At 65.7% G+C, this 13,099-nt stretch carries 13 protein-coding genes; 8 read left to right on the plus strand and 5 right to left on the minus strand.

Features of this window, described 5'->3' with window-relative positions; genetic code table 11:
• Window positions 1-155: 155 nt before the first annotated feature.
• The 4 genes from NH396_RS09910 to hemC are packed head-to-tail and all read right to left on the minus strand — an operon-like array spanning window position 156 to window position 4,787.
• The gene (locus NH396_RS09910; protein ID WP_175089024.1) at window positions 156-1,379 is read right to left on the minus strand and encodes a heme biosynthesis HemY N-terminal domain-containing protein; all 1,224 of its coding nucleotides are present in this window, start codon (window positions 1,377-1,379) and stop codon (window positions 156-158) included.
• On the minus strand, window positions 1,376-2,944 hold the full coding sequence (locus NH396_RS09915) for a uroporphyrinogen-III C-methyltransferase (RefSeq protein ID WP_253063312.1): 1,569 nt from the start codon (window positions 2,942-2,944) through the stop codon (window positions 1,376-1,378). Before NH396_RS09915 ends, NH396_RS09910 begins: the two co-directional genes overlap by 4 nt.
• Window positions 2,945-3,829 (minus strand): uroporphyrinogen-III synthase, encoded by an 885-nt coding sequence (locus NH396_RS09920; RefSeq protein WP_253063323.1) that lies wholly within the window; start codon window positions 3,827-3,829, stop codon window positions 2,945-2,947.
• Window positions 3,830-3,839: 10 nt separating this feature from the next.
• The gene (gene hemC / locus NH396_RS09925) at window positions 3,840-4,787 is read right to left on the minus strand and encodes a hydroxymethylbilane synthase (protein ID WP_253063325.1); all 948 of its coding nucleotides are present in this window, start codon (window positions 4,785-4,787) and stop codon (window positions 3,840-3,842) included.
• 275 nt (window positions 4,788-5,062) lie between these two features.
• Here hemC and argH point away from each other — a divergent pair, with 275 nt between their 5' ends.
• From argH to NH396_RS09965, 8 genes are all read left to right on the plus strand, one after another.
• On the plus strand, window positions 5,063-6,457 hold the full coding sequence (gene argH / locus NH396_RS09930; RefSeq protein ID WP_253063327.1) for an argininosuccinate lyase: 1,395 nt from the start codon (window positions 5,063-5,065) through the stop codon (window positions 6,455-6,457).
• Between the two features lie 80 nt (window positions 6,458-6,537).
• A complete protein-coding gene (locus tag NH396_RS09935; RefSeq protein ID WP_253063328.1) occupies window positions 6,538-6,759 on the plus strand; it encodes a lipoprotein in 222 nt (73 codons plus the stop codon).
• Between the two features lie 59 nt (window positions 6,760-6,818).
• Entirely contained in the window at window positions 6,819-8,090 is a 1,272-nt protein-coding gene (lysA, locus tag NH396_RS09940; protein WP_253063330.1) for a diaminopimelate decarboxylase, read from the plus strand.
• A complete protein-coding gene (gene dapF, locus NH396_RS09945) occupies window positions 8,090-8,920 on the plus strand; it encodes a diaminopimelate epimerase (RefSeq protein ID WP_253063342.1) in 831 nt (276 codons plus the stop codon). The genes lysA and dapF overlap by 1 nt, the downstream gene beginning before the upstream one ends.
• 80 nt (window positions 8,921-9,000) lie before the next feature.
• Window positions 9,001-9,792 (plus strand): DUF484 family protein, encoded by a 792-nt coding sequence (locus NH396_RS09950; RefSeq protein WP_253063344.1) that lies wholly within the window; start codon window positions 9,001-9,003, stop codon window positions 9,790-9,792.
• Window positions 9,789-10,883: a tyrosine recombinase XerC gene (locus NH396_RS09955; protein WP_253063346.1), complete on the plus strand. Its 1,095-nt coding sequence runs from the start codon at window positions 9,789-9,791 to the stop codon at window positions 10,881-10,883. The genes NH396_RS09950 and NH396_RS09955 overlap by 4 nt, the downstream gene beginning before the upstream one ends.
• Window positions 10,880-11,599 carry an HAD-IA family hydrolase gene (locus tag NH396_RS09960; protein ID WP_176675903.1) on the plus strand — a complete coding sequence of 240 codons (720 nt, stop codon included), beginning with the start codon at window positions 10,880-10,882 and terminating at the stop codon, window positions 11,597-11,599. The genes NH396_RS09955 and NH396_RS09960 overlap by 4 nt, the downstream gene beginning before the upstream one ends.
• A gap of 205 nt (window positions 11,600-11,804) precedes the next feature.
• Entirely contained in the window at window positions 11,805-12,152 is a 348-nt protein-coding gene (locus NH396_RS09965; protein ID WP_253063348.1) for a hypothetical protein, read from the plus strand.
• A gap of 139 nt (window positions 12,153-12,291) precedes the next feature.
• Here the strand turns inward: NH396_RS09965 and yihA are convergent, their stop codons facing one another.
• Window positions 12,292-12,981 (minus strand): ribosome biogenesis GTP-binding protein YihA/YsxC, encoded by a 690-nt coding sequence (gene yihA / locus NH396_RS09970; protein WP_253063351.1) that lies wholly within the window; start codon window positions 12,979-12,981, stop codon window positions 12,292-12,294.
• Between the last annotated feature and the right edge of the window lie 118 nt (window positions 12,982-13,099).

Raw genomic sequence — 13,099 nt, forward strand, 5'->3', positions numbered from 1 at the left:
CGGAGAGAAACCTGCATCACCGGCCGACAGCGCGGCCGGTGCAATTGGGCAATAGCTTTCATCAAACAAGGAAACATCGTGCAAGCCGCCGAGTGTCTTGTCCGCCAGCCTGCATGACGCCTGTCATGCCTTGGTTGGCACCAGACGGCCGCTCTTCAGACGTTGTCCTTGCTCGGCTGCGGCAGGGCCGGCAGTGAGCGATCCAGCAGCTCGACGCTCTGACGGTAGTAGAGCTGACTCTTGTTGTGCTCACCCAGGTTGGCGAACAGACGCGCGAGTTCAGCACACACCGTACCGCTCGGACGCTGGCGCTGGCTAGCCTCGAAGTACTCCTGAGCCTTGCCCCAGCTGGCGTTGCGCAGGGCCAGCCGGCCCAGCGACAGCAGCAGATCCGGATCATTCGGACGCTCCTGCAGCCACTTCTCGGCATACACCAGCTGACGCGGTGCATCCACGTCCAGCAGGCCGTAACGCAGCACCAGACGCGAATCCCAGCACTCCTTGAGGGAGTGACGCAGTAGACGCTCGGCCAGACCTTCCTGACCACCGGCGATCAGCGCCTCGGCGTAGAGCGCGACCAGATTCACGTCGGTGCGCAGGTGGTCCGGCATGTCGGCCCACAGGTTGCGCACGCGCTCGATGTCCTCCGGATTGCGCGCGGCCTGCTGGATCAGCGCCACATAGGCACGCTGTTCCAGCTCCTTCTTCTCCTCGGGGGAGATGAGGTCCTGCTTGTCGAGACGCGGCATCAGGCGACGCAGACCATCCCAGTCATTGACCGCCAGATAGGCCTGCTTGAGCAGCTTGAGCACCTGCGGGTGCTCGCCCAGCTGCTTGTCGAGACGCGTCAGGGTCGCCAGCGCCTGTTCATGCTGCTGGCGGTCCAGCATCAACTGTGCCTGCACCAGACCCACGGCACTCTCGGAACCCTGGGTGGACTCATGCGCCCGCTTGAGCAGTGTATCCGCCTGCTCGAAACGTCCCTGATAGTGCGCGGCCAGGGCGGCGGACAGGTAGTTGACCAACGGCGTGCTGGAATCTTCCGCCGAGTGGGTCAGCGACTTCTCGGCCCGCTTCCAACGGCCTTCGGCCAGCGCCACCAGCCCCCGTACGGTCTTGCGCGTGGCATTGCGGTGACGGGTACGGCTGTTCCACACCTTGAGACGGGAGAACGGATGCGCGAAGCGCGACAGCAGGCGCAGACCGAAGTGCAGCACCACGAAGCCCGCGAACAGCAGGATCAAGCCGAACCAGAAGGAAGTCTGGACCGAGGTATCGCCGACGCGAATCAGCCAGTAGCCCGGGAAGGCCTGCATCAGTTGCCCGAACAGGGCACCGATGGCCAGCCCGATGATGATCAGCAGTATCAGGACTCTCATGCGTTGCCACCCCCTTGCTGGGCGCGACGCTCGATCAGCTCACGCAGCTTGCTCAGAGAGGCGGAGATGTCAGGCAGCTCCGGACGGATGGTCTTGCTCTTGAGCTCTTCCAGCTTGGCGACGGCATTCTGCACGCCATCGGTCTTGGTGTCGTAGTAGCCATTGACCAGCGTGATGGCCTTGTCGATGGCGGCCTGATAGAGCTTCGGCTCTTCCTTGAGCAGCGCCAGCTGCGCCTGCTCCAGCACCAGACGCACGTTCTGACGCAGGTAGGATTCCTGCTCCGGCGTGATCAGGGCTTCGAGCGCCTCGTCATGACGACGCACCGTGACCAGATCCTTCAGCTCGTTGCCGAAACGGGCCAGCTGCTGCTGCCAACCGCCTGTCGGCGCTGCGTCATTCTCGACCTTGGCAGCGATCTCGGCCACGTCCTGCTTGAGCGGCAGACGCGCCAGCTGTTCCTGCTCGGCGAGCAGCGCCAGATAGATACCGCTACGATCGACGCGCGGCACGCTGTCCAAGCTGGCCAGCTCGGACTGGATGGCCTTGCGCACCGGCAGCAGCGCCGGGTTGTTGGCTGCCGCGATGCGCGCATCGGCGTTCTCGAGCAGCGCATCGGCACCGTTCACGTCACGCTCCAGCTGCAGGCGCTGGTTGGCGAGGCGCAGCAGGTACTCGGCTTCCGCATAGTGCCAGTCGCGCGCATCGGTCTGCTGGGACTTGCTGAGCTCCTCGAGCACCTTGTTGAGGGCCTGCTCGGTGTCCTGGCTCTCGCTGGACAGACGCTTGTCGAGATCACTGACCTGCGAGGCGCTCTTGTCGAGCTTGCCGGACAGGCTGGCGACCTGGCTCTCGACCTGGCCGACCTGCTGGGTCACGCGCTCGCTGACCTGCTTGTCGAGGCCCTGGGCATCCGGCAGTGCGTTGATGCGCTGCCAGCCGAACCACGCCAGTACCGCGACCACGATGGCCAGCAGGATGACGAGAATCAGCGCGATGCTGCCGGCCTTGCTCTTGCCGCCCTGCGGCTCGCTGGGCGGCGTACCTGCCACACCGGCACCTCCCGCGCCGACAGTCTTGCCGGACGGGGCGGCGGACTGGCTGGAAGAGGACTTGCCGCTGGACGTCTTGCCGCTGGAGGACTTGCTGGCACTCGGCTTGGCGGCAGAGGCCTCCCTGGCGGGTTCGCCGTGCTCCGCAAGCGGCGATTTTGCGCCGGAAGGCGTCGATGCGTTGTCGTCTGAAGTCTGGCTCACGGGCGTGGACTCACTGGCAGTGGAGGATGAGGATGAAGAGGAGGAGCCGCCCTGCCCCTTGCCACGCCCACGACGATTGCGCCCACCACGCGAGCGACGCTCGCGCGGGGCATCAGCCGTGTCGGATGACGAGGAAGAGGACGAACGGGAGGCCTCGGCGCCAGGGCGGCCAGAGGCGGTATCATCGGCGGAAACGCCGGGAGCGGAAGAGGCATCTGATGCGCGAGCGGCAGCATCCTTGTCGCCCGACTTGCCGGGCGTCATGCCGGCGGAGCCGTTATCTTCCTGATCGTGTTCTCGGTTGCTCATCTACGCTTGCCCTTTTCCGGATTCTTGGGAATCGATGGCCTCACGCGGACCAGGCGCAGTGGCGCCGGTCACAGCATGGCGAGTCGTGCTGACGGGGGCGCAGGCACGAAGAACAGCCTGCGTCAGGGCCCCGGGTGAAGCGTCCTCGGCGACCGTCACGCGCTCGAAACCGTGAGCGTGTGCCAGTGTAGCCAAACGGTGGCTCGACACGATTAGCGGTTGGTGCAAGGCCTGCGGCGTCACCGACGCCATCACCGTCTCGAGCAGTTCATTGCTGGTCACCACCATTGCATCATACGCGCCCGCCGCCAGACGGCCAGCCTGTTGCGGCGACAAGTCCAACGCAAGGCGCCGATAAAGCGCCAGACGCATGACCTGGGCGCCGCGCGCCACCAGTGTCTCTTCCAGCAGCGGACGCCCTCCTTCACCGGCCACCAGCAGCCAGCGCTGGCCATGAAGCGCTCGAAGAGACGGCAGTGACAGCAAGGCTTCGCTGGTGGTGCCGACCGGCGCGTCCTGCTGGGCATGCTGCCCGCGCGTGGCGCGTGGTGGAACACGTACCTGCACGCCCAGACGCGCGTGCAGAACGTCAGCCGTGGCTGCGCCAACGGCATAGAAGCGCACACCTTCGGGCAGCTGTGGCCACCACTCTTCCAGCCAGTCGGCCAGATACCCGGCGGCCTGAGGCGAGATCACGACCACGCCGCGATACAGATCGATATCGATGATCGCCTGGCGTTCGGCATGTGCCAGCGGCAAGGGCTCGAGTGACATCAACTTGAGGCATTCGACTTCACAGCCAGCCTCGCTCAGCATCGCATCGAGCACCGCCCCGCGCGAGCCCGGTCGCGTCGTCAACACCTCAAGACGCGACGCCTTTGCCATCGCTGACACCTCAGCCACGGGCGTCGCCGTAGACCGCCGCCAGAATCTCGCCGGCGCCCTGGGAGAGCAGATCTTCGGCGACGGCGACGCCCAGCGCTTCCGGCGCGTCGGACGGACCACGCGCTTCAGCGCGCAGGATGACCGTTCCGTCGGGGTTGCCGACCAGCGCACGCAGCCACAGCTGACTGCCGCCTTCCTCGAGCACGGCATAGCCGCCGATCGGCACCTGACAGCCACCTTCCAGATGCGTATTCATGGCGCGCTCGGCCAGCACGCAACGGCTGGAGTCTTCATGGGCCAGCGGCTCGAGCAGCGCAAGAATCTCCTCGTCCTGCAGGTTGCACTCGATGCCGAGCGCACCCTGGCCACAGGCCGGCAGGCAGGTCTCGGCGTCCATCTCGGCGGTGATGCGCGCCTCCAGCTCGAGGCGCTGCAGGCCGGAAGTGGCCAGGATGATGGCGTCGAACTCGCCGGCATCCAGCTTGCCGAGACGCGTCTGGACATTGCCGCGCAGGCTCAATACTTCCAGATCCGGGCGTGCCGCCTTGGCCTGCAGACCACGACGCAGGCTGGAGGTGCCCAGGCGCGCGCCCTGCGGCAGGGCATCGAAGTTGGCACAGGTGTTGGACACGAAGGCGTCGGTCGGGGCGTGACGCTCGAGAATCACCGCCAGTCCCAGCGACTCCGGGAAGTGCATCGGTACGTCCTTCATGGAGTGCACGGCGATATCGGCGCGACCGTCGAGCATCGCCTCTTCCAGCTCCTTCACGAACAGGCCCTTGCCGCCGATCTTGGCCAGCGGGGTATCGAGAATCTTGTCACCACGCGTCGACATCGGCACCAGCTCGACACTCAAGCCAGGATGCAGGGCCTCGAGTCGCGCCTTGACGTGTTCGGCCTGCCACAGGGCGAGCAGGCTCTTGCGGGTCGCGATACGCAGAATCTCACGGCGGGGCACGGCGTTCTCCTTGCTGGCGCGAAATCCACGCCATCTGATGCGAAGTGGTTGAGCGAACCTGACTGACGGACAGCGGCGCCCTCTGATGACACTTATCATAAAGCCAGTCACCTCAGGGGGAAAATCCATGGCACGCTTTCCTGCGATCCGCCGGACTGGCCGCGGCCCCTCGCCCATGCGCAGGAGTCTGGTACACTCCAAGGTCAACGATACCGGCTGCGCGACCGTGCACCGGACGCCGAACTCTGGACACGTCACCACAATTCGAGATCCCGATGAGCGAATCTACCAATCAGTCCTGGGGCGGCCGCTTCAGCGAGCCGACCGATGCCTTCGTGGCACGTTTCACCGCCTCCGTCGATTTTGACCAGCGCATGGCACAGCACGACATCCAGGGCTCCATCGCCCACGCCACCATGCTGGCCGGTGTCGGCGTGCTGAGCGAAGAAGAACGCGACGTCATCATCGCGGGACTGAAGGAAATCAGTGAAGAGATCGCGCGGGGCGAATTCGAGTGGTCCGTGGCGCTGGAAGACGTGCACATGAACATCGAGGCACGCCTGACCGCCAAGATCGGCATCACCGGCAAGAAGCTGCACACCGGCCGTTCACGCAACGACCAGGTCGCCACCGATATCCGCCTCTATCTGCGTGACGAGATCGACGCCATCGACGCCGAACTGACGCGTCTGCGCGAAGGCATGCTGGGACTGGCCGAGCAGGAAGCCGACACCATCATGCCGGGCTTCACTCACCTGCAGAGCGCCCAGCCGGTCACCTTCGGTCATCACCTGCTGGCTTGGCAGGAAATGGTCGCGCGCGACCAGGACCGCCTGCGTGACTGCCGCGTGCGCATGAACGTGCTGCCGCTGGGCGCCGCGGCGCTGGCCGGCACCACCTTCCCCATCGACCGTCATGTCACCAGCGAGCTGCTCGGCTTCGACCGCCCGACCGAGAACAGCCTCGATTCGGTCAGCGACCGTGACTTCGCCATCGAATTCACCAGCTTCGCCAGTCTGCTGATGATGCACCTGTCACGCATGAGCGAAGAGCTGGTGCTGTGGACCAGCGCCCAGTTCGACTTCATCGACCTGCCGGACCGCTTCTGCACCGGATCCTCCATCATGCCGCAGAAGAAGAACCCGGACGTGCCGGAGCTGGTGCGCGGCAAGACCGGCCGTGTCTATGGCCACCTGATGAGCCTTTTGACCCTGATGAAGTCCCAGCCGCTGGCGTACAACAAGGACAATCAGGAAGACAAGGAGCCGCTGTTCGATACCATCGATACCGTGCGCGGCAGCCTGCGTGCCTTCGCCGACATGATTCCGGCGATTCGCGCCAAGTCCGACAACATGTACGCCTCGGCCAGCAAGGGCTTCGCCACCGCGACCGACCTGGCGGATTACCTGGTGCGCAAGGGCGTCGCCTTCCGTGATGCCCACGAGATCGTCGGCAAGTCCGTCGCCTTTGGCATCGAACAGCAGCGCGACCTGTCCCAGATGACCCTGGCAGAGCTCCAGCAGTTCTCCGACACCATCGAGCAGGACGTCTTCGACGTGCTGACGCTGGAAGGCTCCGTCGCGGCGCGCAACCACATCGGTGGCACCGCGCCGAACCAGGTCCGCGCTGCCGTGCAGCGTGCGCGTGACGCCCTGGCCTCGCGCGCCTGATCAACCTCTTTCGGGCCTGGTTGCCACCCATGGCAACCAGGCCTGCATCGCTCTATCGCTTGCTGCCAGGAGGCCGCCCGATGCGTCATCTGATGAGCCAGTCCGCCCGTCATACCCTTCGTACCCTCGCGGCGCTGCTGCTGGGTGCTGGCCTGCTGGCCGGCTGCGGCCAGAAAGGCCCGCTCTATCTGCCGGCGGACGCCGATGCCGGCGGCCAGCGTGCCGAGGCCCCCGCCACGGCACCTGACGCCTCCGAGACAGAGAGCACCGCAGCCGCCGAGACTTCCGGCAGCGACGCCTGAGCCCCTCATTCACCTCCGGCGGGTGATGCCCGCCGGCGCGACATCTTGCAGGCCGGATCATGAATCACTTCGTTTATCAGGATGGCGTGCTGCACGCCGAAGACGTCTCGCTCGCCACGCTGGCCGAGCAGTTCGGCACGCCGTGCTACGTCTACAGCCGTGCCACGCTCGAGCGCCACTTCAAGGCCTATCAGGATGCGCTGGGCGACCACCCGCATCTCATCTGCTATGCCGTGAAGGCCAATTCCAACCTGGCGGTGCTCAATGTGCTGGCACGTCTGGGCGCCGGCTTCGACATCGTCTCCGCCGGAGAGCTGGAGCGCGTCATCAAGGCCGGCGGCGACCCCGCCAAGGTGGTGTTCTCCGGCGTTGCCAAGCAGGCAGGCGAGATGGAGCGTGCACTGGAGCTGAACATCAAGTGCTTCAATGTCGAATCGCTGCCGGAGCTTGAGCGCCTCAACGCCGTCGCGGGCCGTCTCGGACGCGTCGCGCCGGTATCACTGCGCATCAATCCCGACGTCGATGCCGGCACCCACCCGTACATCTCCACTGGCCTCAAGGCCAACAAGTTCGGCATTCCGGTCGAGCAGGCGCTGGAGGTCTATGAGATCGCCAACGCCATGGAGCACGTGCAGGTAGTCGGTGCCGACTGCCATATCGGCTCCCAGTTGACCGAGCTGGCGCCCTTCCTCGATTCCCTCGAACGCCTGCTGGTTCTGCTGGATCGCCTGCGCGAGCGCGGCATCGTCATCGAGCACCTCGACCTCGGCGGCGGCCTCGGCGTGCCCTACCAGAGCGAGACCCCGCCGGAGCCCTTCGCCTACGCCAGCGCCCTGCTGGAGCGTCTGGCCCGCTATGAGCACGGCAGCGAGATGACCCTGCTGTTCGAACCGGGTCGCTCCATCGCCGCCAACGCCGGCGTGCTGCTGACCCGCGTCGAGTACCTCAAGCCCGGAGAAGAGAAGAACTTCGCGATCATCGATGCCGGCATGAATGACCTGATCCGCCCGTCGCTGTATCAGGCGTGGCAGAACATCGTCACCGTCGACACGCGCGAGCCGCGCAAGACCGCCAGCTACGATGTGGTCGGCCCGGTCTGCGAGACCGGTGACTTCCTCGGCAAGGACCGCGAACTGGCCATCGCGCCGGGCGACCTGCTCGCCGTGCGCTCTTCCGGTGCCTACGCCTTCGTGATGGCCTCGAACTACAACAGCCGCTGTCGCCCTGCCGAGGTGATGGTCGATGGCCCCGAGATGCACCTGGTGCGTCGTCGTGAGCGCCTCGAAGAACTGTGGACCGGCGAGCAACTGCTGCCGGAAGGTGATGCCTGATGCTGGTGAACTTCACCAAGATGCACGGACTGGGCAATGACTTCATGGTCATTGACCTGATCTCGCAGCGCAGTCGCCTGCGCGATGCCGATATCCGCCGTCTGGCGGATCGCAACTTCGGCATCGGCTTCGACCAGCTGCTGGTGGTCGAGCCGCCCCGCGACCCGGACATGGACTTCCGCTATCGCATCTACAATGCCGATGGCAGTGAAGTCGAGAACTGCGGCAACGGGGCGCGCTGCTTCGCGCGCTTCGTGCGTGAACAGCGCCTGACCACCAAGCGTGAGATTCGCGTCGAGACGGCCGGCGGCCCACTGACCCTGGTCGTGGCCGAAGATGGTCGTGTGCGCGTCGACATGGGCGCGCCGCGCTTCGCCCCCGCCGCGCTGCCCTTCGAGGCCGAGGCCGACCTGCCGGTGCACACCCTGGATGTCGACGGTGAGACGCTGGAAATCGGCGTCGTCTCCATGGGCAACCCCCATGCGGTACTACTGGTCGACAGTGTCGAACAGGCCCCGGTACTGACGCTGGGCCCACTGATCGAGGCGCATCCGCGCTTCGCCAAGCGCGTCAATGCCGGTTTCCTCGAGGCCGTCACGCCGCATGAGGCGCGCCTGCGTGTCTTCGAGCGCGGCGTCGGCGAGACGCTAGCCTGTGGCACCGGCGCCTGTGCGGCGGTCGCCTCCGGCATTCGCCGTGGCCTGCTGGCAAGCCCGGTCAATGTCACGCTGCCCGGTGGCACCCTGAGCATCGAATGGGGTGGCGACGGCCAGCCGGTATTCATGACCGGCCCCGCCGAGACCGTCTTCGAAGGCCGCATCATCCTGTAGATCGCCAGCCCCAGCCGAGTGACGCTGCCGGAAACATGGCCGACAGCGTCCCGCTGCCAACCGTCCGCAAGGAGTCCCACATGGCCGAGTCACCCGCGTCACGTCGCCCGCGCACGCTGGACCCGGATCGGGTCGCCGAATGGCTGGCCACGCATCCCGATTTCTTCGAGGGGCGTGAAGGGTTGCTGCAACGCATGCGGGTGCCACACCCGGAAGCGCGCGGCGGCAGCATCTCGTTGCTGGAGCGGCTGGTACATGACCTGCGCGGGCGGACCGATCAGGCAGAAGAGCGCCTCGAAGAGCTATTGACCGCCGCGCGCGACAACGAGAGTCGCTATCAACGTCTGCGTCAGCTGGTGCTGGATCTGCTCGATGCCGAATCCGATGATGCGCTGGCCGAAACACTGTCTACACGCCTCAGCGAGCTGTTCGACATCGCGGCCGTCTGCCTGTGGCAGCGCGATGCCGATGCTTCGGCACAGCCGCCGCGTCGGGCGCTTGAGGATGCGCGCGGCGAGCAGTTCGAGCGGCTGCTCGAGGGGCGTGCCAGCCGCTGCCTGGCCATGCCACGTACGCGCTGGGAAGCCCTGCTGCCAGACCATCAGTGGCCACTCGGTGCCGACTGCGCAGACCTCGTCGATGCAAGCCAGGCCGATGCCACGCGCGGCTCCGCCGTCATCGTGCGCCTGACCCGTGGTGAGTGTCTGGGCTATCTGGTGGTGGCGAGTGCCGATGCCGAGCAGTTCCGTGCCGGTCTCGACACCCTGTTTCCCGAATACCTCGGCGACGTGCTGGCCCGCTGCCTGGGCCGCGATGCCCCGGGCCAGCCGCCTCTGCGCACCTCGAGCCGTGACGACCAGGCCAGCCGATGAGCCGCCTCGAGTCGGTCCACGGCGCCTCAGCCGCCGATACCTCCACCGAAGGCGCCTCAGCGAGCAACGCCGATCCCCTTGCCGCCGAGCAGACGCTGTCCGCTACCTGTCGGGAATTTCTGGCAGAGCTTGCCCTCGACAGCAGCCACGCGACCGTCAGCGCCTACGCGCGTGATCTGCAGGCGTTGACCGCCTTCATGCTGCGCCCCGCAGCGGACAGCAGCGCCGCTGGTGAAAAGGACGCGGCGCCCCTGCCGCAGGATTGGCAGGCGCTGGACGTCCCGACACTCAGGCGTTTTCTGGGTGCCGAGCGCAGTCGTGGCCTCGCGCCACGCTCATTGGCGCGGCGGCGCGCGGCAATCAGCCGCTTCTGTGGCTGGCTGGTCGAGCAGGATGTGCTGCCACACAACCCGGCGGGGCTGGTGCAGACCCCGCGCCTGCCGGACCACCTGCCACGCCCGGTGGATATCGACAGCCTCGCGCGCTTTCTCGACTGCCCACATGACGACACGCCACTGGCGATCCGCGATCAGGCGATGCTGGAACTGCTCTACGGCGCGGGCTTGCGTCTCTCGGAGCTGGTCAGCCTCGACCTCGACATGCTGGAAACCCGCCGCCTGCGCGTACGCGGCAAGGGCGACAAGCCCCGCCAGATGCCGATCGGCTCACGCGCCCGCCAGGCGCTGGATGCCTGGCTGGTGGTGCGTGGCCAGCTCGCCGCCCGGGACGAGCCGGCCTTGTTCGTCGGCCAGCAGGGGCGCCGTCTTGGCCAGCGTGGCGTCCAGCTCAGGCTGGTGGCGCAGGCGAAAGAACGCGGCCTGCCCGAGCATCTGCACCCACACCGCCTGCGCCACTCCTTCGCCAGTCATCTGCTCGAATCCAGCGGCGACCTGCGCGCCGTGCAGGAACTGCTGGGACACGCCCACCTCTCGACCACCCAGGTCTACACCCGCCTCGACTGGCAGCAACTGGCCAGTGCCTATGATCAGGCCCACCCTCGCGCCCGCCGCCAGCGCGGATCAGAGACGGCAACATCAGACACTGCCACCACCTTCCCCACTGATGCCCCGCTGAAGGATGACACCCTGTGACGCCTGCCAACGCACCTCGCCTGACGGCCTTGACCTTCGATCTCGATGACACCCTTTGGGCAAATCGCGCGGTGATGGAGCGCGCCGAGGCCGAGCATTACGCCTGGCTGGATGGCGAAATCGGACATGCCAACGACTTCCCCCTCGAGGAATACACCCGCCGCCGCATGGCGCTGGGTCTGGAGCACCCGCTACGCCGCGGTGATTTCACCTGGCTGCGCCGCGAGGCCATGCACGCCATGCTGCGCGATGCCGGGCATGATGATGAGCAGGCGGGCCACTGGTCACGCGCCGCCATCGAGCGCTTCCTGGCGCTGCGCCACGAATTGACGCCCTTCCCGGAAGCCAGCGAGCTGCTCGACTCACTCGCCCGCGATTACCGCCTTGGCGCCATCACCAATGGCAATGTCGACCTGGCTCGCCTCGCGCTGGACCATCACTTCGAGTTCAGCATCGCCGCCGGCGAATGGCTGGCGCCCAAGCCGGATGCACGCCCCTTCCTCGCCGCCATGGCACGCCTGGGCAGCCGCCCCTCCACCACCCTGCATGTCGGTGACTCATGGAAAGAGGATGCATTGCCTGCCGCGCGCCTGGGTATGCAGGCTGCCTGGATCGACGTCAAGGGTCAGGGTGCCCCGGGCCCCGTCCCGACAGGTGTACATGTCATCTCGCACGTTCGCGAACTGCCGGCGCTGATTGCGCGCCTGAATGACTGAGTGAGGGAATGACTGGGTGAGGGAATGACTGAGTGGCAGAGCAAGTAGCGGAATGACTGAGTGAATTAAAACTTGTACAAAAATGACGCCTCAACCATATTTCATGTACAAGTTTCTCAGCGCCGTCGATATTGAACCCTGTCTGGGGTTCCTGAGTCAGCGCTGGGAGATGCCTGCCACCTCGACGTCAACAGGAGAGGCCAGCATGAGCAATCACTCACTCCCGCGCTACCGTGTGTCACCTTTCTCTCCCCAGAAGCCGCCCCTGCTGAAAGGGGTGGCCATCGTACTGGTATCCGCATTGCTGGTCATCGTGGCGGTCTACAGTGGACGTGTCAGCCTCGCGACGTTGCAATCCAGCGCGCAAGAGGTGCCGGCAGCCTCACCACAGGAGGCCATGCGCAGCCTGCTCGCCCCCAGCGAGGCCGTGACGATGCCGGAAGTCATCGAGCCTGTGGTGAAGGCTCCGCATATTCTCTCGGCGCCCAGGGAGACGAGCTCTCTGACCCGCCTTGACCCCATTCCTAGCGCACCGCGCAGCCTGTTCATGTAATGGGCCCCGGGGGAAGCGCAAAAGTGCAGATGTGAGTGACAGCGTGCCTGTCGTAACGCAAACGGCCACCCCGAGGGGTGGCCGTTTCGTCATGCAAGGTGGCATAGTTCGAGGCTTCGCCCCAGATCGTCTTGCACCTTCAGTCGTCGAAGGGGTCCTGCGGTGCCTCGTCGCCCGCCATCTCTTCCACGCCGTCCATCACCGACGGGTCCGCCAGCCACTCGTCGAGCTTGGCATGCACCTGCTCCACACCTGAATACTTCAGCGACGAGAACAGCTGCACGGTGACCAGGTCTTCCCATTCCTTGAGCGCGTGACGCACCTTCTGCAGGCTTGCCGCCGCCGGCCCGCGCTTCAGCTTGTCCGCCTTGGTCAGCAGGATATGCACCGGCATCCTGGCCTCATCGGCCCAGCCCAGCATCATCTGGTCGAATTCGGACAGCGGATGGCGTACATCCATCAGCAGCACCAGACCCCGCAGCGACTGGCGGTTGCGCAGGTAGTTGGACAGATGTGACTGCCACTCGCGCTTCACCTTGTCCGGCACCTTGGCATAGCCATAGCCGGGCAGGTCGACCAGATGGCGGCCCGTTTCACCGATGGTGAAATAGTTGATCAGCTGGGTGCGGCCGGGAGTCTTGGAGGTACGGGCCAACGCCTTCTGCGAGGTCAGCGCATTGATGGCGCTGGACTTGCCGGCATTGGAGCGACCCGCGAAGGCCACTTCGGCACCCACGTCCGTCGGGCACTGGGCCAGAGTCGCGGCACTGATCAGGAAGCGCGCCTGACGATAATGGAGCTTGGGGGTCGAAGGAGCTGATTCGGCCATGGGAGTTCTGAATACCTGTTGAAGGCGGACGTCTCGCCCGCGCGACATCACGAGAGAGCAGAAGAAACGACCGGTGTAACGAAAAGAGTGCCGCCTGCCCTGCCATCGGCGCTGCAAC

The organism is Cobetia sp. Dlab-2-AX (assembly GCF_024124625.1).
GTDB lineage: Bacteria > Pseudomonadota > Gammaproteobacteria > Pseudomonadales > Halomonadaceae > Cobetia.

Bases quoted from the DNA above. Each gene is read 5' to 3' on its own strand.
- NH396_RS09915 (WP_253063312.1), bottom strand. From the start codon at position 2,944: ATGAGCAACCGAGAACACGATCAGGAAGATAACGGCTCCGCCGGCATG.
- yihA (WP_253063351.1), bottom strand. From the start codon at position 12,981: ATGGCCGAATCAGCTCCTTCGACCCCCAAGCTCCATTATCGTCAGGCG.
- dapF (WP_253063342.1), top strand. From the start codon at position 8,090: ATGCTGGTGAACTTCACCAAGATGCACGGACTGGGCAATGACTTCATG.
- NH396_RS09955 (WP_253063346.1), top strand. From the start codon at position 9,789: ATGAGCCGCCTCGAGTCGGTCCACGGCGCCTCAGCCGCCGATACCTCC.
- argH (WP_253063327.1), top strand. From the start codon at position 5,063: ATGAGCGAATCTACCAATCAGTCCTGGGGCGGCCGCTTCAGCGAGCCG.
- lysA (WP_253063330.1), top strand. From the start codon at position 6,819: ATGAATCACTTCGTTTATCAGGATGGCGTGCTGCACGCCGAAGACGTC.
- NH396_RS09920 (WP_253063323.1), bottom strand. From the start codon at position 3,829: ATGGCAAAGGCGTCGCGTCTTGAGGTGTTGACGACGCGACCGGGCTCG.
- NH396_RS09950 (WP_253063344.1), top strand. From the start codon at position 9,001: ATGGCCGAGTCACCCGCGTCACGTCGCCCGCGCACGCTGGACCCGGAT.
- NH396_RS09935 (WP_253063328.1), top strand. From the start codon at position 6,538: ATGCGTCATCTGATGAGCCAGTCCGCCCGTCATACCCTTCGTACCCTC.
- NH396_RS09910 (WP_175089024.1), bottom strand. From the start codon at position 1,379: ATGAGAGTCCTGATACTGCTGATCATCATCGGGCTGGCCATCGGTGCC.
- NH396_RS09965 (WP_253063348.1), top strand. From the start codon at position 11,805: ATGAGCAATCACTCACTCCCGCGCTACCGTGTGTCACCTTTCTCTCCC.